Annotated in this window: 21 protein-coding genes; 7 read left to right on the top strand and 14 right to left on the bottom strand. The window is 73.1% G+C overall.

Annotated elements, in window-relative coordinates:
• Positions 1-253: 253 nt before the first annotated feature.
• On the top strand, positions 254-1,219 hold the full coding sequence (locus tag JOD48_RS05115; protein ID WP_191791724.1) for a 1,4-dihydroxy-2-naphthoyl-CoA synthase: 966 nt from the start codon (positions 254-256) through the stop codon (positions 1,217-1,219).
• Positions 1,220-1,254: 35 nt separating this feature from the next.
• Here the strand turns inward: JOD48_RS05115 and JOD48_RS05110 are convergent, their stop codons facing one another.
• Positions 1,255-1,509 (bottom strand): hypothetical protein, encoded by a 255-nt coding sequence (locus tag JOD48_RS05110; RefSeq protein ID WP_191791723.1) that lies wholly within the window; start codon positions 1,507-1,509, stop codon positions 1,255-1,257.
• A 196-nt stretch (positions 1,510-1,705) separates the two neighbouring features.
• On the opposite strand from JOD48_RS05110, the gene JOD48_RS05105 reads away from it, so the two are divergent.
• Complete coding sequence (locus JOD48_RS05105) at positions 1,706-2,368, top strand: RBBP9/YdeN family alpha/beta hydrolase (protein WP_204807867.1); 663 nt, start codon at positions 1,706-1,708, stop codon at positions 2,366-2,368.
• Here the strand turns inward: JOD48_RS05105 and JOD48_RS05100 are convergent.
• A complete protein-coding gene (locus JOD48_RS05100) occupies positions 2,361-3,425 on the bottom strand; it encodes a DUF3048 domain-containing protein (protein ID WP_239527335.1) in 1,065 nt (354 codons plus the stop codon). The two genes, JOD48_RS05105 and JOD48_RS05100, sit on opposite strands and share 8 nt — an antisense overlap.
• Positions 3,426-3,492: 67 nt before the next feature.
• Here JOD48_RS05100 and JOD48_RS05095 point away from each other — a divergent pair, with 67 nt between their 5' ends.
• Both JOD48_RS05095 and JOD48_RS05090 read left to right on the top strand, forming a co-directional pair.
• Positions 3,493-4,710, top strand: coding sequence for an AMP-binding protein (locus JOD48_RS05095; protein WP_204807864.1), 1,218 nt, complete (start codon positions 3,493-3,495; stop codon positions 4,708-4,710).
• A gap of 10 nt (positions 4,711-4,720) precedes the next feature.
• Entirely contained in the window at positions 4,721-5,590 is an 870-nt protein-coding gene (locus JOD48_RS05090) for a 1,4-dihydroxy-2-naphthoate polyprenyltransferase (RefSeq protein WP_138825685.1), read from the top strand.
• On the opposite strand, the gene JOD48_RS05085 is transcribed toward JOD48_RS05090, so the two are convergent.
• On the bottom strand, positions 5,587-5,928 hold the full coding sequence (locus JOD48_RS05085; RefSeq protein WP_225227339.1) for a DUF4229 domain-containing protein: 342 nt from the start codon (positions 5,926-5,928) through the stop codon (positions 5,587-5,589). The genes JOD48_RS05090 and JOD48_RS05085 overlap by 4 nt on opposite strands.
• 90 nt (positions 5,929-6,018) lie before the next feature.
• Here JOD48_RS05085 and JOD48_RS05080 point away from each other — a divergent pair, with 90 nt between their 5' ends.
• Positions 6,019-6,504, top strand: a complete 486-nt coding sequence (locus tag JOD48_RS05080; protein WP_191791719.1) for a PLD nuclease N-terminal domain-containing protein — start codon at positions 6,019-6,021, stop codon at positions 6,502-6,504.
• A gap of 67 nt (positions 6,505-6,571) precedes the next feature.
• Here the strand turns inward: JOD48_RS05080 and JOD48_RS05075 are convergent, their stop codons facing one another.
• The 7 genes from JOD48_RS05075 to JOD48_RS05045 all read right to left on the bottom strand — a co-directional run bounded on the left by JOD48_RS05075 (position 6,572) and on the right by JOD48_RS05045 (position 13,605).
• Positions 6,572-7,882, bottom strand: a complete 1,311-nt coding sequence (locus tag JOD48_RS05075) for an LCP family protein (protein WP_204807862.1) — start codon at positions 7,880-7,882, stop codon at positions 6,572-6,574.
• Positions 7,883-7,986: 104 nt separating this feature from the next.
• Positions 7,987-8,949, bottom strand: coding sequence for a c-type cytochrome biogenesis protein CcsB (gene ccsB, locus JOD48_RS05070; protein WP_191791717.1), 963 nt, complete (start codon positions 8,947-8,949; stop codon positions 7,987-7,989).
• On the bottom strand, positions 8,946-10,823 hold the full coding sequence (resB, locus tag JOD48_RS05065; RefSeq protein ID WP_204807860.1) for a cytochrome c biogenesis protein ResB: 1,878 nt from the start codon (positions 10,821-10,823) through the stop codon (positions 8,946-8,948). The genes ccsB and resB overlap by 4 nt, the downstream gene beginning before the upstream one ends.
• A complete protein-coding gene (locus tag JOD48_RS05060) occupies positions 10,823-11,644 on the bottom strand; it encodes a cytochrome c biogenesis CcdA family protein (protein ID WP_204807858.1) in 822 nt (273 codons plus the stop codon). The genes resB and JOD48_RS05060 overlap by 1 nt, the downstream gene beginning before the upstream one ends.
• Positions 11,645-11,647: 3 nt before the next feature.
• Positions 11,648-12,265 (bottom strand): TlpA family protein disulfide reductase, encoded by a 618-nt coding sequence (locus JOD48_RS05055; RefSeq protein WP_191791714.1) that lies wholly within the window; start codon positions 12,263-12,265, stop codon positions 11,648-11,650.
• Positions 12,266-12,317: 52 nt separating this feature from the next.
• Entirely contained in the window at positions 12,318-13,007 is a 690-nt protein-coding gene (locus JOD48_RS05050; RefSeq protein ID WP_138825696.1) for a histidine phosphatase family protein, read from the bottom strand.
• Between the two features lie 88 nt (positions 13,008-13,095).
• The gene (locus JOD48_RS05045; RefSeq protein WP_204807856.1) at positions 13,096-13,605 is read right to left on the bottom strand and encodes a MarR family winged helix-turn-helix transcriptional regulator; all 510 of its coding nucleotides are present in this window, start codon (positions 13,603-13,605) and stop codon (positions 13,096-13,098) included.
• Between the two features lie 196 nt (positions 13,606-13,801).
• Here JOD48_RS05045 and JOD48_RS05040 point away from each other — a divergent pair, with 196 nt between their 5' ends.
• A complete protein-coding gene (locus JOD48_RS05040) occupies positions 13,802-14,353 on the top strand; it encodes a YceI family protein (protein WP_191791712.1) in 552 nt (183 codons plus the stop codon).
• Positions 14,354-14,454: 101 nt separating this feature from the next.
• Here the strand turns inward: JOD48_RS05040 and JOD48_RS05035 are convergent, their stop codons facing one another.
• Together JOD48_RS05035 and JOD48_RS05030 are read right to left on the bottom strand one after the other, a co-directional pair.
• Entirely contained in the window at positions 14,455-15,150 is a 696-nt protein-coding gene (locus JOD48_RS05035; RefSeq protein ID WP_191791711.1) for a redox-sensing transcriptional repressor Rex, read from the bottom strand.
• A 97-nt stretch (positions 15,151-15,247) separates the two neighbouring features.
• Positions 15,248-15,583 (bottom strand): glutaredoxin family protein, encoded by a 336-nt coding sequence (locus JOD48_RS05030; protein ID WP_307823979.1) that lies wholly within the window; start codon positions 15,581-15,583, stop codon positions 15,248-15,250.
• Positions 15,584-15,689: 106 nt separating this feature from the next.
• Between JOD48_RS05030 and JOD48_RS05025 the strand changes: the two genes are divergently transcribed.
• Positions 15,690-16,499, top strand: a complete 810-nt coding sequence (locus JOD48_RS05025) for an HAD family hydrolase (protein ID WP_204807853.1) — start codon at positions 15,690-15,692, stop codon at positions 16,497-16,499.
• Positions 16,500-16,616: 117 nt separating this feature from the next.
• Here JOD48_RS05025 and JOD48_RS05020 read toward each other — a convergent pair whose 3' ends face one another.
• Entirely contained in the window at positions 16,617-16,715 is a 99-nt protein-coding gene (locus tag JOD48_RS05020; RefSeq protein WP_003792170.1) for a 30S ribosomal protein bS22, read from the bottom strand.
• 191 nt (positions 16,716-16,906) lie between these two features.
• Positions 16,907-18,103 (bottom strand): acetoin utilization protein AcuC, encoded by a 1,197-nt coding sequence (locus JOD48_RS05015; RefSeq protein WP_307823978.1) that lies wholly within the window; start codon positions 18,101-18,103, stop codon positions 16,907-16,909.
• Between the last annotated feature and the right edge of the window lie 170 nt (positions 18,104-18,273).

The following is an 18,273-nucleotide window of genomic DNA, read 5'->3' as shown; positions in this document are numbered from 1 at the left end:
CGGGACGGTACGAGGCCGTCGATCCCGCCACGACGAGGACCAGCGACATGATCTTGAACACAGAAAGGGCTTCACCGAATTACACGACCGCACGCACTGCCGTCAAGACCTCCAAGGTCCCCACCCCCACACCGTAGGGCACGAGGACGGGCCACGACGCCCGGGTCCGGGCCCGCGCGGTCCCCGCCACGCGGTCCGGCGCCCGGTCCGGCGCGCCGCTCACCCACCGCCACGGGCGGCTAGGGTGACGGTCGTGAGCAGCATCCCCGCACAGGTGTCCGAGACGTTCGACCCCCAGGCATGGCGCACCGTCGCCGGCTTCGAGGGGCTCACCGACATCACCTACCACCGTGGTGTCGAACGCGGCACGCGCGACGGCGTGGCGCACGAGCGCGACCTGCCCGTCGTCCGTGTCGCCTTCCACCGGCCCGAGGTCCGCAACGCGTTCCGTCCCCACACCGTGGACGAGCTCTACCGGGTGCTCGACCACGCGCGCATGACGTCCGACGTCGGCACCGTCCTCCTCACGGGCAACGGCCCCTCGGCCAAGGACGGCGGCTGGGCGTTCTGCTCGGGCGGCGACCAACGCATCCGTGGCCGTGACGGGTACCGGTACACGACGAGCGAGGACGCCCAGACGGCCGACGCGATCGACCCTGCCAAGGCGGGGCGGTTGCACATCCTCGAGGTGCAACGCCTCATCCGGACCATGCCCAAGGTCGTGATCGCGGTCGTCAACGGCTGGGCCGCGGGCGGCGGGCACTCGCTGCACGTGGTCGCGGACCTGTCGATCGCGAGCCGCGAGCACGCCCGCTTCAAGCAGACCGACGCCAACGTGGGCTCGTTCGACGCGGGCTACGGCTCGGCGCTCTTCGCCCGGCAGGTGGGCCAGAAGCGCGCGCGCGAGGTGTTCTTCCTCGCCCGCGAGTACTCGGCCCAGGACGCGTACGAGTGGGGCGCGGTCAACGAGGTCGCGGACCACGCGGACCTCGAACCGCTCGCGCTCGAGTACGCGCGGATCATCGCGACCAAGTCTCCGCAGGCGATCCGCATGCTCAAGTTCGCGTTCAACCTCGCGGACGACGGTCTCGCGGGTCAGCAGGTCTTCGCCGGCGAGGCCACCCGACTGGCGTACATGACCGACGAGGCGGTCGAGGGACGTGACGCGTTCCTCGAGCGCCGGGACCCGCAGTGGGACGAGTTCCCGTACTACTTCTGACGGGCCAGGTCCCGACGGGTCGGCTGGCGGACCGGTCAGGAACCGGCGGCGAAGCCGCTGAGCATCTCGACGATCCCGCGCCCCGCGAAGGCCACCGCGACGGCCAGGCCGAACAGCAGGACGATCGAGACGACGACCGGCCCGATCGACGCGGCCGGGCGTGCGCCGGTCTCGTCGTCGTCCGGCTCCTCGGCGCGCAGGGCAGGGCGGGTAGGGGCGATCGAGGGCGGGAACGGGGTGACCGTGGGCGCGGGCTCGAACGGGCTCTGGGTGGGGTTCATCGTTGCCATGCCTCTACGTTCCCGCGGACCCCGCAGTCGCCGCATCGGTCCAGCGTCTCGACCTCACCGGTGCGCCGTCAGCCTCAGGGGTGAGCGCGTCCTCCCCCGTGAGGATGAGGGGTGGGCGGGGGCTTCGGGCGCCTCTCACGGCGCGACCCGCGGCGACCGCCCGCACGCCCCTCGCGCGGGGCGATACGGTTCCGGCATGACCGTTCTCGACGACGCCGCGGCGTCCGACCGCTCCGCCGCACAGCCGCTCGACACGCTCCCACCCGTGACCAGGGTCGTGGTCGTGCACGGCCTGGGCGCCACGGCCGACAACCACTGGTTCGGGGCGGTCCGCGACCGCTACGCGGCCCAGGGCCTCGAGGTCGTCGTCCCCGACCTGCCGCACTCGCAGGCGCCCGACCTCGACGTGTGGCTCGTGACCCTCGCCGGAGTGATCGGCCCCCTCGACGAGAGGACCGTGCTCGTGGGGCACAGCCTGGGCTGCGTCACCATCCTCCAGCACCTCGGAGCCCGGCAGGACGACTGGCGGCTCGGTGGGCTCGCCCTGGTCGCCGGGTTCGTCGACGAGGTCCCGGGGATCCCCGAGGTCGACCGTTTCGTCGAGCGTCCGCTCGACCCGGCCGGCATCGCGGCCCGCACCGCACGGCGGCACGTCGTGGTCGCCGACGACGACCCGGTCGTCCCGCGGGCCCACACCGAGGCCCTCGCGCGGGTCCTCGACGCCGAGCTCACGGTCGTCGAGGGCGGCGGGCACTTCGTCGCAGGGGGAGGGTTCGACCGGCTGCCGGCCCTCGAGGACGTCCTGGACGCCTGGGTGTCTCGCCCCGGCCGGGACGAGCGCCTGACGACGGTCAGCTGACCGCGTAGCTCCCGGACCCGCGCGGGACGAGCTCGACCCAGGTCGTGCCCTGCTCCAGGAGGACGGGGGCGCCGTCGGGCCCCGTGAGGACCAGCGGCGCCTCGACCGCGTCCTTGGACCACGTCACCGCGACCTGCTTGCCGCCGCTCGCCACGAGCCCCTCCCCCGTGCCGACGAGCTTGGTCTCCGGCACGGGAGTTCCCGCCGGGTCCACGAACGTGGTGTTGACCATCTCGACGCTCAGCACGACCACGTTCGCCGCGGAGAGACGCACCCCCTCGGGGGAGACCGCGGGGGTCGTGCCCTCGCTCCGCAGGAAGGCGTTCTCCGCGGTCCCCCACTGCCACTGCGCCCGGCTCGAGTGGGTCAGCTTGACGTCGAGGAGCGCGAAGGGCGCCCCGGCCACCGTGGCCGTACCCTGCCCCGGGGTCCGCGTGTGCCGGAACTGCTCGGGCGGGGCCGTGCGGTCCCCTTCTGCCTGCGAGAAGAAGTCGGCCATGGTGCCGTACAGGTTGTGCGGGGCTCTCTTGCCCTTCTTGAGGAAGAAGCCGCCGTCGCCCTCGTCGTGGACGATCGACTGCAGGCCCGCCTCACCGACCGCCGCGACGAAGGGCGGCTGCCCACCGCTGTAGACGAGGACGCCCGCGGTCGGGCCGAAGATCGACGGGTCCATGGGTCGCACGGACCGGATGGGACCGACGGTCTCCGGGACCTGGGAGTGGAAGACCGCGACGAACCGGGTGATCCCGCCCTCGACCACCTCCTCCCAGACCATGTCGGCCTGGTCCAGCCCGGTCTGGGGGCGGGCCGCAGGAAGGTTCTCGATCTTCACCGCCACCGCCGGGCGTGCGTCCACGGTCTCCGTGGCGACTCCCGTGAGCGGCCACACGACGGGCACGACGGGCGCGGGCGGAGAGGCCTTGGCCGCGTCGACAGCGGACGGGACGACCTTCGTCGTGGCGTCCGTCGGCGCGCCCCCGCCACAGGCGGAGAGCACCAGCAGACCTGCCACCACCGTCGTGGCCCATCCGACCCGCGACATCCTCACCTTGTCCATCCGTACCCTCACGCTCGTCGATTCCGCTGGTTCCCCGTCACCCTACGGCTCGATCTACGCTGGAGGGATGCCACGCGCCGAGGGAACCGCACCTGCTGACGTCGCCGACCTGCGGGCCGCGGTGGCCGACGCCCTCGCCGGGCGCGGACCGGCCGTCGCACCCTCCCCGCTCGCGTTCTCGGGCCCCCTCCCGGCGGGGACGGCGCTCGTGCTGCAGACCTCTGGCTCGACCGGGCTGCCCCGCGAGGTCGCGCTCGGCGCGGACGCGCTGGTCGCCTCCGCGCGCTCGACGCACCAGCGCCTCGGTGGGGACGGGCAGTGGCTCCTGACCCTGCCCCCCACGCACGTGGCCGGGCTCCAGGTCGTCCTGCGGTCGGTCGTCGCCGGGACGCGGCTCGTCGCCGCCGACCTCGACGCCCCGTTCACCGCCGCGGGCTTCGCCGCCGCCGCGGCCCGCATGGACGCAGGCCGTCGGTACGTGTCGCTCGTCCCGACCCAGCTCCACCGACTCCTGCACCCGGGACCGGGGAGCGAGCCCGCGCTCGCCGCGCTGCGCTCGTTCGACGCGATCCTCCTCGGCGGCGCCGCGGCGTCGCCCGTGCTCCTCGCGCGAGCGCGCGAGGCGGGCGCCACGGTCGTCACCACCTACGGCATGACCGAGACGAGCGGCGGCTGCGTGTACGACGGCGTCGCGCTCGAGGGCGTCCGGGTGCGGGTCGTGGACGGGGCGTCCGGGCACGAGCTCGGGCCCGACACCGCGGGCGTCGTCGAGATCTCGGGACCCGTGCTCGCCACGGGGTACCTGGGCGACGAGGCGCTCACGGCCGCGACCTTCCGCATCGACCCTGACGGGACACGGTGGCTGCGCACGAGCGACCTGGGCGCTCTCGCCCCGGACGGCGTCCTGACGGTGCTCGGGCGGGCGGACGACGTGATCGTCACGGGTGGGGTCAACGTGGCGCCGGCAGCGGTCGAGGCCGTGCTCGCCGCGGCGCTCGCAGGCACCGACGGGCTGGGCGAGGTCAGCGTCGTCGGCGTCCCGGACGCCGAGTGGGGGCAGCGCGTCGTCGCCGTGGTCGAGACGACGACCGGCGAGCGACGCTCCCCGTCGGCGGACGGGGAGCTGCTGGCCCGGGCGCGCCACGCGGTCGCGACTACGCTGGGACCGCCCGCCGCCCCACGCGACCTGCTCGTCGTGTCGGCCCTGCCCCGCCGGGGGCCGGGCAAGATCGACCGGACGGCCGTGACCGAGCTCGCCGTCCGCACCGCACCACGCACCCACTGAACGGAGCACCATGGCCACCTCTGCCGAATGGGTCGCAGGCGCCCGCCTGCGGACCCTCCCCGCGGCGGCCGCACCCGTCCTCGTCGGCTCGGGCGCTGCCGCCCAGGTCGACTCCTTCGCGTTCTGGCCCGCGCTCCTGGCGCTGGGCGTCGCGCTCGCGCTCCAGGTCGGCGTGAACTACGCGAACGACTACTCGGACGGGGTCCGTGGGACGGACGTCGACCGCGTCGGGCCCATGCGGCTCACGGCCTCGGGGGCGGCCCTCGCGTCCCAGGTGCGCAACGCCGCGTTCGCGTGCTTCGGGGTCGCCGCCGTGCTGGGACTGGGTCTCGTCGCCCTCACGGGGCACTGGTGGCTCCTGGCCGTCGGGGCGCTCGCGATCGTCGCGGCGTGGTTCTACACGGGCGGCAAGAACCCGTACGGGTACCGGGGCCTCGGGGAGGTCGGCGTGTTCGTGTTCTTCGGGCTCGTGGCGGTCCTCGGCACCACGTACACGCAGGCCGACCGCGTGACGTGGGTCGCGGGGGTCGGGGCCGTGGCCGTGGGCCTCCTCGCGTGCGCGCTGCTGATGATCAACAACGTGCGCGACATCCCCACGGACGTGCTCGCGGGCAAGCGCACCGTCGCGGTACGCCTCGGCGACTTCCGGGCCCGGCGCGCGTACGTCGCCATGATCTGGGTCCCGCTCCTGCTGGGCGTGGTGTGCGCGTTCGCCGCGCCGTGGTCGCTGCTCGTGCTGCTCCTGCTGCTGCCCGCGGTGCTGCTGACCCTGCCCGTGGTCGCCGGGGCGCGTGGCCCGCTCCTCGTCCCCGTCCTCGCGGGCACGGGGATGTTCGAGCTCGGGTACGGGGTGCTGCTGGGCCTGGGGCTCGCGCTCTAGGCGTCCGTGGCCGGGGTGCGCCCCGGTCGGTCCGCGGGCGCCTCGGCCGGGGTGGCCGAGGCCGTGGACCCGGCGGACTCGACGGCAGCGTCCTCGAACGCCGCGTCGTCCTCGATCTCCCGCGAGAACTTCTCGCCCGTTACCCTGCGCCGCGCGGCGCGGTCGGCGAGGTACTGGGCGGCACGCTCGCGCGGGCCGCGCAGCGCGAGGTAGGAGACCAGGAACGCCAGGACGGCCGCGATGACCGCGCACACGACCCAGTGACCCAGGTTCAGGGCGTACAGGACGACGAAGAGGACCGCGAAGATCGCCAGGCGCAGCGCGGAGTAGATGACCATAGGCACCCGTCCAGGGTAGGTGCCTTACCTGGGTGCGCCGAACCGTGCCCTCCCGTGCCTCCGGGTTGCCAGGACGCATAGGCTGGGGTCATGTCCCGCGTCCTGCTGACCCTGCTCGCCGTAGGCCTCGCGGTCTACGCCCTCTCCGACTGTGCCACGAGCGACGAGAACGACCGGAGCGGGATCCCCAAGGGCCTGTGGATCGTGATGATCATCTTCCTGCCCTTCGTCGGGCCGCTCGCCTGGATCCTCGTCTCGCGCACGCAGCGCGCCCGGCACGCGACCGCGGGCGGCTCGCCTGCGCCGGGCCGGGCCCGTCCTGGGGCACGTCGACGCCCGGCGGCCCCGGTAGCCCCGGACGACGACCCGGACTTCCTGTGGAAGCTCGAGCAGCAGCGCCGCCGCGAGGCCCGCGGCGAGGGCACGGACCCCGGCCCGACGGCGGGCCCCACCCCGGGAGGCCCCTCTGGTTCCCCCCGCGGGACCTCGGACGACGACGGCCCGCGCGACACCTCGCCCGGCGAGACGGACGGGGCACCCGGCACGCCGTCGTCGGGCAGCGGCGACCCCGCCTAGACCACGTCTCGCAGGCCTCCTGGCAGCGGCGACCTGCGCCGCGCCTGCCGACGGGCGCCGTGCACGCTCAGCACGCGGCCTGGGCGTCGGCCGAGGTGATCGCCTCACCAGGCTTGCGGTCGGCCAGCGGGTCGACCGGCGCCGCCGGCTCGGGGGTCGTCGGGGCCGGCGGGACCGGGTCGGCTCCGTTCGGCGTGCTGGGCTCCTGGGGCGTCGTGGGCGTGGGTGCCACGGGTTCGACCTCCGGCTCGGGGACGACCGGCTGGTCCGCCGCGAGCCTCGCCCACACGTCGGCGGCGGCCGGCGTCAGTATCACGCGGTTGACGTTGCTCGGCTGAGGACCCGACGGGATCGTCAGGAACGTCACGGCGTCGGGCCGCACCGACCTCAGCGAGAACGCGAGGCCCTTGAGGTCGACTCCCCCGCTGATCGACAGCGAGCTGGTCGCGGCGTCCAGGAACTGGAGCAGGTTCGGCAGGTCCGTGAGGACGTTCTGCGACAGGACGGACTTCGTCATCGCCGCGAGCAACGCCTGCTGCCGGCCCATCCGATAGGTGTCGGACCCGTCGCTCAGGCCGTGCCGGGCGCGAGCGAGCGCGAGCGCCTGGGCTCCGGTCAGGGTCTGCGTCCCCGCGCTGAGGTGAAGGTTCGACTCCTTGTCGTCCATGTCCTCGGGGATGCACATCGGCACCCCGTCGAGGGCGTCGACCATGGTCTGGAAGCCAGCGAAGTCCACGACCAGGAAGCCGTCCGTCCGCACGCCCGACATCTTCTCGACGGTCATCTGCGTGCACGTCGCCGCCGACGCGAGGTCCTTGCCCCCGACCCAGCCCCGGGAGAACGCCTCGTTGAACGTCGCCTGGGACGACGCCCGCGTCGTCCCACCTCCCGTGACCGTGCACGACGGGATGGCGATCCGCAGGTCGCGCGGGACCGAGACGAGCTCGACGCGCGAGCGGTCGGCCGAGACGTGCAGGAGCATCGTGGTGTCCGAGCGCATGCCGTCCTCGGCTCCGCCGATCGCTGCGTTCGCCCCGGACCGGTCGTCCGACCCGATCAGCACGAGGTTGACGGGCAGCCCCGCGAGCGGGTCCTCGGGGTCGGGCACCGGGGCCGGTGGGCGGTCGGCCTCCGGGGCGACGAGCCCCTTGTTGTCGACCTGGTCGACGTTCCCCAACGTCTTGACGAGCACCGCGGTCGCCCCCGAGACCCCGAACGCGAGGACCGCCGTCGTGACGAGGCCGACGACCCTCAGGACGCGATGCTCACGCCGCGACCGGACGTGGCGCTCCCCCTGCCCGCCGCCTGCCGGCATGTCGCCGCCGCCCGTCTCGTGGTCCGTGCCGGACGCCTTGCGTCCCCCTCGTGCTTGTCTCACGAGGGGTCACGCTAGCGGTTCCGCGGTCCCGGCCGGGGGACGTCGCACCGGGAACCTGTCGACGTGCGGTGAAGGTCGGGTGCGGACCGCCCAGGAGGTGCCGCTCACTCCTGCGTCGTGATGCCCGAGTACGAGTGCTTGCCGTTGAAGATCAGGTTGACGCCCGTGAAGTTGAAGAGCACGCACGCGTAGCCGACGAGCACGAAGTACGCCGCGCGACGCCCCGACCAGCCGCGCGTGGTCCGGGCGTGCAGGTAGGCCGCGTACACGACCCACACGACGAAGCTCCAGACCTCCTTGGGGTCCCAGCCCCAGTAGCGGCCCCAGGCGTGCTCGGCCCAGATCGCTCCGCCGATGATCGTGAAGGTCCACAGCACGAAAGCGACCGCGTTGAGGCGGAAGCTCAGGGCTTCGAGCTGCGCGGGCCGGGGCGTCGTGTCGAGCCACCGCCAGGCCGGGTGCCCCAGGAAGCCGTTGCCGTTCTCGCGGGAGTCGCGCAGGAGCTGGATCGAGGACATGACGAACGCGACCGTGAAGATGCCCGTGGCGATGATCGCGACCCCCACGTGGATCACGAGCCAGTAGGACTGGAGTGCGGGCTGCACGCCCGTGGCGTCGAGGAAGAACGAGTTCTGCGCGACCACGAGGAACAGCACCGCGAGCCCCGTGACGAACGCCCCGAGGAACCGCACGTCGCGGCGCAGGCTCACGCCGAGGAAGACCGCCATCGCGACGAACGCGCCGACGAGCGTGAACTCGTACATGTTGGCCCAGGGCGCACGGCCCGCCGCGATGCCCCGGGTCACGATCGCGGCGAGCAGCAGGGCGGTGCCCAGCCAGCCCGTCGAGATGCCGATGCCGGCGGCCTTGCGCGAGACCGGCTTGGCGGGGGTGGCGAGGGCCACGGCGACCGAGGCGTCCCCCTCGGCGGCGGTGGTATCGACCTCCGCCGGGAGCGGCTCCTTGGCGCCCAGCCTGGACAGGTCGATCGCGAACGCGACGAACGCGACCGTGAGGGCGGTCGCGGCCGCCCACACCAGGTCGGAGCTCAGGTCGGCAACGGTCATCGGTCAGCCTTTCGTGGTCGGTCGGTGCGAGCCTGACCGGTCGAGCGGGGGGAGGACGGGGTGCGTGGCGCAGCGGGGCGCTCGGCGGGTGGGTCGGTCGTGGGCGGGGCGCCGGGCAGCGACTCCACCACGCGGTCGACCTCGCCCTGGAGGCCCGCGTCGTCACCGCGGGCGAGGCCCGCGACACTCACGACGGTACGCCGTGCGGGCGACGCGCCGTCGGGCGTCTCCTCGCTCCACACGCGCAGCCAGACGCGACGGCGCGGCGTGAAGAGCGAGACGGCGAGCCCTCCGAGCGCACCGAGCGCGAAGACGAGGATCCAGACGAGCGCCGGGTCGTGGCGCAGGTCGAGCGCGACGTAGCGCGGGACCTCGCCCTCGGCGAGCGTGATGGTGCCCAGTCCGTCGGGCAGCTCGACGGTCTCGCCCGGGGCGACGAGCACCCTCACGCGTTCCCCCTCGGCGTCGACCGAGGGCGTGAGCGTGTCCGTGTTGAGGCGGTACACGTTCTGCGGCAGGCCTTCGTCGAGACCCAGGTCGCCCCGGTAGACCTCGAGCACCAGCAGGGGGTTGATCGGTTGCGGGAAGGTCGAGCGCGCGCCGACCTCGTCGACCTCGGCCGTGGGCAGGAAGTACCCGACCAGCCCGATCTGGTCGAGACCGGCCGAGGTGTCCGGGACCTTCACGACGCCGCGCGAGGTGTACATGGTGTCCTCGGGCAGGAAGGGCACGCGGCCGGCGAACGCGACCTGGCCCTCGGCGTCGTGGATCGTGATCTCGGGCGCGTAGCCGTTGCCCTGGAGGTAGATCTTGGCGCCGCCGGCCACGATGGGGTGGTTGACCTTGATCTGCTCCTGCTGGGACGTGCCGTCGGGGTCGCGCACCGTGACGTGGGCCGTGAAGTCGCGCGACTGCGCGAACGCCACGGCGTCCATCGCGAACTGCGCGTCGAACGAGTCGAGCGTCATGGAGAACGGGACGAGCGAGGACGGGCTGAACAGCGAGCCGTTCTCGAACGTGTCGTAGTCGACGACCGCGTTCGCGAACCCGCGCCCCTCGGTGATGATCGCCTGGCCGCGGAAGTGCAGGAGCTGGCCCGTGGCGACGGCCACGAGCAGCCCGAGGAGCGACAGGTGGAAGACGAGGTTCCCGGACTCGCGCAGGTAGCCGCGCTCTGCGGCCACGGTCCGCCGCTCGGGCAGCCCCCGGGCCGGGTCGGCGGGCTCGGTCCCGACGTCGACGCGGAACGTCGGCAGCCAGCGCAGCCGACCACGCAGGTGCTTGACCGCCGCGTCCACGACCTCGTCGGGCGTCGCGGTGCTGGTCGTCTCGGCCTTGGCCGGGAAGCGGTCGAACCTGCGGGGGGTGCGGGGTGGGCGGTTGCGCACGGCCTGGAGGTGCGCCTTGGTGCGCGGCAGGATGCAGCCCACGAGCGAGACGAACAGCAGGATGTAGATCGCGGAGAACCACACCGACGCGTAGACGTCGAAGAACCCGAGCCGGTCGAGCCACTCGCCGGTGCCGGGGTTGTCCTGGAGGTAGGTGAGGACGGCGGCCGGGTCCTGGGGGCGCTGCGGCAGCACCGAGCCGGGGACGGCGGCGACGGCGAGCAGCATGAGCAGCATGAGCGCGACGCGCATGCTGGTCACCTGGCGCCACGTCCAGCGCAGCGTGCCGCGCAGGCCGAGCGCGGGGAGCTGCGGGGCAGGTCCGCCGGCGGCGTCGGTGCCGGTGGGCGTCGCGCGCCCCTTCCGGCCCGACGGCGCCGCTCCCGTCGGCGGGGTCGTCTCGCCGTCGGTCCGGCCCGCGTCGGGCTCGGGGTGGCTGAACGCGTCGTCGATGCCCTCGGGGCGGTACAGGTCCTTGTCGCTCATCAGATCACCGTCTCGAAGCCGGTGATGAGCCCGCTGAGGCGCGCGGTCCAGGTGCCCCAGACGCCCGTCACGAGGGCCAGGCCGATGAGGATGAGCATGCCGCCGCCGATGCGCATGATCGCGACGCGGTGGCGACGGAGGAACGCCACGGCCTTCTTGGAGCGCTCGAGCCCGATCCCGATGAGCAGGAACGGGATGCCCAGGCCCAGGCTGTAGGCGATCCCGAGGATCGCCCCCCGTCCCACGGTGGCCTCGTCGAGCGAGAGCGCCACGACGGCCGTGAGGGTCGGGCCGATGCAGGGCGCCCAGCCGAGCCCGAACACGATGCCGAGCAGCGGGGCGCCCCAGAGTCCGGCGGTGGGGCTCAGGTGCAGGCGGCGGTCGCGCTGGAGGAACGGCATGGCGCCCATGAACGCGAAGCCCATGAGGATCACGACGACCCCGAGGACGCGCGTGATGACGCCCTCCCACTCCTTGACGTGGACCCCGATGGCGCCCGCGGCGACCATGAGCAGCACGAACACGAGCGTGAAGCCCGCGACGAACAGCCCCACGCCGGTCACGACGCGCCATCGCCCGGTGGTCCGGCCCGTCTTCAGGGCGGTGCCTCCGCCACCCGCACGGGTGCCGGTCCCGGCGTTGGCCGCCGCGAGCCCGCTCACGTACCCGACGTAGCCGGGGACGAGCGGCAGGACGCACGGAGACGCGAACGACACGAGCCCCGCGAGGATCGCGACGGGCACGGCCAGGAGCATCGAGCCGCTGAACGCGGTCGTGGCGAACGTGCTGCCGACGTCGCCGGCGAACGAGAGGGGACCCATGCGTCAGACGCTCTCGGCGAGCAGGTCGTCGACGATGGCTCCGAGCGTCGAGCCCTCGGCGCGGCCGATGACGCGCGCGGCGACCCGGCCCTCGCGGTCGAGCACGACCGTCGTCGGGACGGCCTGCAGCGGGACCGAGCCCTCGAGCGTCGCGATGGCCTCGCCGCGCGTGTCCTCGATCGAGGGGTAGGGCACCTCGAACGTGCGCTCGAACGCGAGCGCCGCACCGGCGTCGTCGGTGCTGTTGATGCCGAGCAGGTGCACGCCCTCGGGGCCGCGGTCGTTCGCGAGCGCGACCAGGTCCGGCGCCTCGGCCCGGCAGGGCGCGCACGCGGCGTACCAGGTGTTGATGACGACCACGTCGCCCAACCACTGCGAGGTGTCGACCGCGCCGCCCTCGAAGTCCGTGCCGGTCAGGACCACGGGCTCGTCGCGGTCGGAGACCTCCCAGGTCTTGACCGAGCCGTCGCCCGAGACGTAGCCCTGGCCCACGACGTCGTCGGGGCTCGTGGCCCCCGACTCCTGGGAGCAGGCGGACAGGACCAGGCCGAGCGAGACGAGCGCGACGATCCCGGAGGTCGCGCGGGCGCGACCTGGCCGGGCACGGAAGGGGCGGATCATGGCAGCACTGTCTCCCACCTGCCTGGGCACAACCTGAGAAGCGGCTGGTGCGTCACGCGCCCGAGACCTTCGCAGCCCCGGGCAGCAGGTCCGCGACCGGCTCGGTGTAGTGGATGCCGACGAGACGGTCGCCGTCGAAGCGCAGCGACGTGAGCGACGCGAGCGAGCACTGGCGGTTGCGCGGGTCGTGCCACAGGCGCTTGCCCTCGAAGGCCAGGCGGGAGATCCAGATGGGGAGCTGGTGGCTCACGAGCACGACCTCGCGCCCCTCGGCCTGGGCGCGGGCGTCGTGGATCGCGGCGTGCATGCGCGCGACCTGCTGCTTGTACGGCTCGCCCCACGACGGACGCATCGGGTTCCACAGGTAGGGCCAGTGGCCGGGGTGGCGCAGCGAGCCGTCGCCGACGCCGAACTTCATCCCCTCGAAGTGGTTGCCTGCCTCGATGAGGCGCTCGTCCGTCCCGAGCGGCAGCCCGAAGGCCTCGGCGACGGGCGTCGCGGTCTCCTGCGCCCGCTGGAGCGGGGAGGCGATGACCAGGGCGACGTCGAAGGGTTCGGGCGTGACGTCGTCGGGCAGCGCGGGCGCACCCTCGGCGGGCTTGCCCGACAGGTGCCCCGCGACGCGACGCGCCATGGTGTGCCCGAGCTCCGAGAGGTGGTACCCGGGGATTCGACCGTAGAGGATGCCGTCCGGGTTGAAGACTTCACCGTGACGCATGAGGTGGACCGTGGTTGCGACCATGGGGACCAGTGTCCCAAAGTTCTGCCCGCACGGTGCACGCAGGCGGCGTGCTCCCGGACACAGCGCCCGCGCGCCCGAGCCCGTGCGCCTAGCGCGGCTCGGGCTCCTCCGCGAGGCGGCAGGCCTCGGCGATCGCCGCCATGGCCTCGCCGAGGTTGCGGAGCTGCTCGGGGGTCAGGACGTCGACCATGAAGCGGCGCACCGCACGGACGTGCCCCGGCGCCGAGGCGACGAGCTCGGCGTACCCCGCGTCGGTCATGACGCAGTTCACCCCGCGACGGTCGGTCTCGCTCGCGGAGCGGCGGACGAGGCCGCGCTGCTCCATGCGGTGCACGGTGTGCGTGACGCGGGACCGGGACCGGGCGAGCCCGTCGGCCAGTGCGGACATGCGCATGGTGTGGTCGCCGGCCTCCGAGAGCCGTACGAGCAGCTCGTACTCGCCGAGCGTGAGGGCCGAGTGCTCCTCGTGGTCCCTGCCGAGAGCTTCGACGAACCGCGCCGTGCCGTCGAGGTACTGGCGCCACGAGTGCTGCTGTCCCTCGTCGAGCCAGGGTGCGTCCTGCGGCGCGTCCGCGCGCCTGTCCTGCTGAACCGTCATCTCCGCCTTCATCCGCCACGCCCCCACCGTCCGAACAACCGTCCCAGTCTCCCATCCGAGAACTGGTCCGCCCACCAGGGAATAGAGGGGTGGGGGCTTGCGTTGATGCGTTCGTATGAAGTTGAATCTTCAACTAATGGCGCGTCGGACGGCGCGCCTGACGCATACGCACCACGACTTCCACAGGAGAGCACCCATGGCCACGACCCTTCCCGCCGGACTGACCGCAGGCACCTACGCCATCGACCCCTCGCACTCGCAGGCGACCTTCACGGTCCGCCACGCAGGCATCTCCAAGGTCCGCGGCTCGCTCGCGATCGCCGAGGGCACGCTGAACATCGGCGACGACGTCGAGTCGTCCAACGTCGTCGCGGCGATCGACGCCAAGTCCGTCAACACCGGCGACGCAGGGCGCGACGGCCACCTCCAGTCGGCCGACTTCTGGGACGCCGAGAAGAACCCCACCTGGAACTTCGTCTCGACCGCCGTCGAGGCCGACGACGACGACTTCGTCATCGCGGGCGACCTGACGATCAACGGCGTGACCAAGCCGGTCAAGCTCGAGACCGAGTTCACGGGCACCGCAGTCGACGCCTACGGCAACTCGCGCGCCGGGTTCGAGGCCGAGACCGAGATCTCCCGCAAGGAGTTCGGCCTGACCTGGAACGTGGCCCTCGAGGCCGGTGGCGTGCTCGTCGGCGACAAGATCAAGATCGCGCTCGACCTCTCGGCGATCAAGCAGGCCTGAGCCTCTCGCCCCCGACCGGCCCCCGCGTCCTGACGCGGCCCGGTGTGCCAGGAGCCGGCGACCCGTGACGGGTCGCCGGCTCCTGCGCTGTCCGGACGCCCCTAGGCGCCCTCGCTCTCGGCCCCTCGGCCCTCCTCGCCCCGGCCCCGGTTCGCGAGCGCCCTGGCCTGCGCGTGGAACGCCAGGATCTGCAGCTCGCTCCCGACGTCGACCGACCGCACGATCACGTCCTCGGGAAGCTGGAGCGCGCGCGGTGCGAAGTTCAGGATCTCCCGCACCCCCGCGGCGACGACCCTCTCCGCGACGTCCTGCGCCACGTGCGCCGGGGTCGCCAGGACGACGATCGTCACGTTCTCGCGGGCGAAGACCTCCTCGAGCGCGTCGACGTGCTCGATCACGAGCCCCGCGGCCTCGGTGCCGACGACGTGCGGCGAGGCGTCCAGCAACGCCGCGACCTCGAACCCTCGCGTGCCGTAGCCCGAGTAGTTCGCGAGGGCGTGCCCCAGGGAGCCGATGCCGACGATCGCGATCCGGTGCTCGTCCTCGACCCCCAGCGCGGACGTGATGTACGTCGCGAGCGAGTCGACGACGTATCCCACCCCGCGGGTGCCGTACGACCCCAGGAAGGACAGGTCCTTGCGCAGCTGCGCGGACCCGACGCCCGCGAGCTCCGCGAGCTCGGTCGACGAGGTCGTCTCGACGCCGCGCCCCTCGAGGTCGCGCAGCGCGCGCAGGTACGCGGGGAGGCGCGCCACGGTCGCGCCAGGAATGCCGGTATCACCCAGGGTCTCTGCCACCCGAACCACCCATGCTTCGTCATGTCGTCGTCATCGTTGACGATCTCGCTGTCCTGCTGTCTCGGATCATCCCAGGCTCGGCGCCCGCGGCGGAACGTCAGCCAGTGGCGCGCCCCCGCGAGAGCGCCCGGGCGAGCCTCGCCCGGTCGACCTGCCAGAACCCCTGCTGGACGCCGTCCACGGTCACGACCGGGACGTAGTCACCGTACTGTGCCGCGAGCGCGCCCGACGGGTCGGAGTCCACGTCGACCTCGGTCCAGCCCGCCCCCTGGTCCGCGCACACGGAGCCCACCACCTCGCGGGCCTCCTCGCACAGGTGGCACCCGACGCGGCCGTAGAGCACGACGCGCACGGGCGCGCTCACGACCTGGTCTGCGTCACGTCCGGCGGCGGTCTCAGGAACCTGTCCTGCGGCGGGATCTGCGGGGCTCACGACCTCAGCCTACGCATCTCGGACACCCCCTTCCGCCGACCCCCCGGCGGCCGTGCCCGGTGAACGCCGTCGGCGAGGGTCTGCGAGCGCCGATAGAGTGGACGCCATGCCGACGTCTGCTCCTGGGTCCACCCATCCCACGGCAGCCTTCTTCGACGTCGACAACACGATCATCCGCGGCGCCAGCTCGTTCCACCTCGCCCGCGCGCTGTACCAGCGAGGCTTCTTCTCCACGCCGGACCTCGTGACGTTCGCCCTCCACCAGGCCCGCTACCTCCTCCTCGGCGAGAACAAGCGCCAGATCGACCAGGTGCGCAGCCGGGCCCTGGACCTCGTCGCGGGCCGCTCGGTCGCGGAGGTCGTCGCGATCGGCGAGGAGGTCTACGACCAGGTCCTGTCGCTGCGCATCTTCCCCGGCACCCAGAAGCTCCTCGACGAGCACATCGCGGCCGGCCACCAGGTGTGGCTCGTGTCCGCGACCCCGCTCGAGATCGGGCAGCTCATCGCCCGCCGCCTCGGCGCCACCGGTGCCCTCGGTACGGTCGCCGAGCACGAGGAGGGCCTCTACACGGGTCGGCTCGTGGGCGACATGATGCACGGACGGGCCAAGGCGGCAGGTGTGCGCGAGCTCGCCGAGTTCCACGGGATCGACCTGGCGTCGTCGTACGCCTACGGGGACTCGCTCAACGACGTGACCATGATGCAGTCCGTGGGGCACCCGTGCGCCATCAACCCGGACACGCGCCTGCGCCGTCACGCCAAGGACGTGGGCTGGCCCATCCGCGAGTTCCGCGGCAGGCGCCGTCGGGTCGCGGGGCGGGGGCTCAAGACCGCGAGCTGGGCCGGGGCGGCGTGGGTCCTCGGGCTCGTGCTGCGCTCCATCCGGCGCTCGATCAAGGGCCGCGCAGGACTCTGACCGGCCCTGGCGCCCGCCCCGGGCGCGCACGGCGGGATCGGTCCAGGCATGCGAAGAGCCCGGACCCCTGCGGGGACCGGGCTCTCGCGACAGCATGCGCGTGACCGCGCAGAGCTGCTACTTCTTGTTGCGACGCTGGTGGCGCGTCTTGCGAAGCAGCTTGCGGTGCTTCTTCTTGGCCATACGCTTGCGGCGCTTCTTGATGACGGAGCCCATGGGTCCTCACAATGCTGGATCGGTGTGCGATCGGGATCGCCCCGATCATGGTGGTCCACGGCTGATCGGGAACCGACCAACACGAGAAAAAGTCCGTCTCCTAGACTACCTGCTCCCGGCGGGTGGCCCGAAATCGACGCCGGGTGACGTCGTCGGGCCGCACGGTCCGGCGCTTGCCGTAGGCGCTCGGGTCAGTCGAAGTGTGCGTCCAGCCCCAGCAGCGGGAAGACCGCCTTGCGGGTCGCGACCACGGCGCGGTCCACCTCGTCCTCGGGGTCGTACCCCTTGCCCCACGCGCTGAACTCGACGTCGCCGTCGCCCATGAACGCGGGGGTCTCACGGTGCGCGACCGCACTGATGTGGTCCCGCCACGCCCCCGGTACGGGCGTCGAGGGGGCCACGGGCGCGTGCACGACCTCGGCCACGACGTTCGACCACGCGTACGGGACGACCGACGTGACCGAGTAGCCCCCGCCGCCCAGGGCGACCCAGCGCCCCCCGGCGAGCTCGTGCGCGAGCTCGTGGATCCAGTGCACGGCGGCACGCTGCGCGTCGACGCTCACGTCGAGGTCGCTGAGCGGGTCGTGACCGTGCGCGTCGCACCCGTGCTGGGACACGAGGACCTGCGGCTCGAAGGCCCGCAGGACGGCCGGGACCACGGCGTCGACGGCCCGCAGCCAGCGCGAGCCGTCGGTGCGGCGCGGCAGGGCCACGTTGACGGCCGTCCCCGCGGCCCGGGGGCCGCCCGTGTCGGTGGCGTGCCCCGTGCCGGGGAACAGCGTCGCGCCGCTCTGGTGCACCGAGACGGTCAGGACCCGCGGGTCGTCCCAGAACGCCTGCTCGACCCCGTCGCCGTGGTGCGCGTCGAGGTCGACGTACGCGACGCGCTCGGCCCCGTCGTCGAGCAACCGGCGGACCGCGGCCGCGGCGTCGTTGTAGATGCAGAAGCCCGACGCCGCCCCGCGCTGGGCGTGGTGCATGCCGCCGGCGATGTTGACGGCGTGCAGCGCCCGCCCCGACCACACGGCCCCGGCGGCCTCGTACGAGCCGGACAGGATGCGGGCCGCGGCCTCGTGCATGCCCGCGAAGACGGGGTCGTCCTCGGTACCCAGCCCCAGGGCCGGGTTCTCGACGCCGTGCTCCGAGGCCTCGTGGACCGCGGCGACGTAGGCCGGGTCGTGGACCAGGGCGAGCACCTCGTCGGACGCGGGCGACGTGCCGACGACCTCCACGCCCGGCGCGTCGAGCAGGCCCAGCGCGCGCACGAGGCGCATCGTCAGGTCGAGCCGCGTCGGGGACATGGGGTGCCCGTGCCCGAAGTCGTAGCCCAGGAGGTCCGGGCTCCACACGACCTGCGCGGCGAACGGCACGGCGCCTGGCTCGTTCACGTGCGCTCCTTGGTCCGGTGGTCGGTGGCGGGCAGGGAACACGGTATCCCCCGCACGGCCCGACGGCGCCCCGCGGTTCAGCCGGTGGGCACCGGCCGTCCTGTGGCAGAGTTGGGCGACACATCGGCACGCACGGCGACCGGTTCGGTCCCGCAGGGGCCCCGGCACCA

The organism is Oerskovia paurometabola (genome assembly GCF_016907365.1).
GTDB classification, from domain to species: domain Bacteria; phylum Actinomycetota; class Actinomycetes; order Actinomycetales; family Cellulomonadaceae; genus Oerskovia; species Oerskovia paurometabola.
The sequence above is the reverse complement of the archived record's forward strand: the minus strand, read 5'-3'. Positions and strand labels throughout refer to the sequence as shown.

What these genes read in the sequence shown, in the direction of transcription:
- JOD48_RS05110 (WP_191791723.1), bottom strand. Translation starts at nt 1,509, where the DNA reads ATGGCAACGATGAACCCCACCCAGAGCCCGTTCGAGCCCGCGCCCACG.
- JOD48_RS05105 (WP_204807867.1), top strand. Translation starts at nt 1,706, where the DNA reads ATGACCGTTCTCGACGACGCCGCGGCGTCCGACCGCTCCGCCGCACAG.
- JOD48_RS05100 (WP_239527335.1), bottom strand. Translation starts at nt 3,425, where the DNA reads ATGGACAAGGTGAGGATGTCGCGGGTCGGATGGGCCACGACGGTGGTG.
- JOD48_RS05095 (WP_204807864.1), top strand. Translation starts at nt 3,493, where the DNA reads ATGCCACGCGCCGAGGGAACCGCACCTGCTGACGTCGCCGACCTGCGG.
- JOD48_RS05090 (WP_138825685.1), top strand. Translation starts at nt 4,721, where the DNA reads ATGGCCACCTCTGCCGAATGGGTCGCAGGCGCCCGCCTGCGGACCCTC.
- JOD48_RS05085 (WP_225227339.1), bottom strand. Translation starts at nt 5,928, where the DNA reads ATGGTCATCTACTCCGCGCTGCGCCTGGCGATCTTCGCGGTCCTCTTC.
- JOD48_RS05080 (WP_191791719.1), top strand. Translation starts at nt 6,019, where the DNA reads ATGTCCCGCGTCCTGCTGACCCTGCTCGCCGTAGGCCTCGCGGTCTAC.
- ccsB (WP_191791717.1), bottom strand. Translation starts at nt 8,949, where the DNA reads ATGACCGTTGCCGACCTGAGCTCCGACCTGGTGTGGGCGGCCGCGACC.
- resB (WP_204807860.1), bottom strand. Translation starts at nt 10,823, where the DNA reads ATGAGCGACAAGGACCTGTACCGCCCCGAGGGCATCGACGACGCGTTC.
- JOD48_RS05060 (WP_204807858.1), bottom strand. Translation starts at nt 11,644, where the DNA reads ATGGGTCCCCTCTCGTTCGCCGGCGACGTCGGCAGCACGTTCGCCACG.
- JOD48_RS05055 (WP_191791714.1), bottom strand. Translation starts at nt 12,265, where the DNA reads ATGATCCGCCCCTTCCGTGCCCGGCCAGGTCGCGCCCGCGCGACCTCC.
- JOD48_RS05050 (WP_138825696.1), bottom strand. Translation starts at nt 13,007, where the DNA reads ATGGTCGCAACCACGGTCCACCTCATGCGTCACGGTGAAGTCTTCAAC.
- JOD48_RS05045 (WP_204807856.1), bottom strand. Translation starts at nt 13,605, where the DNA reads ATGACGGTTCAGCAGGACAGGCGCGCGGACGCGCCGCAGGACGCACCC.
- JOD48_RS05040 (WP_191791712.1), top strand. Translation starts at nt 13,802, where the DNA reads ATGGCCACGACCCTTCCCGCCGGACTGACCGCAGGCACCTACGCCATC.
- JOD48_RS05025 (WP_204807853.1), top strand. Translation starts at nt 15,690, where the DNA reads ATGCCGACGTCTGCTCCTGGGTCCACCCATCCCACGGCAGCCTTCTTC.
- JOD48_RS05020 (WP_003792170.1), bottom strand. Translation starts at nt 16,715, where the DNA reads ATGGGCTCCGTCATCAAGAAGCGCCGCAAGCGTATGGCCAAGAAGAAG.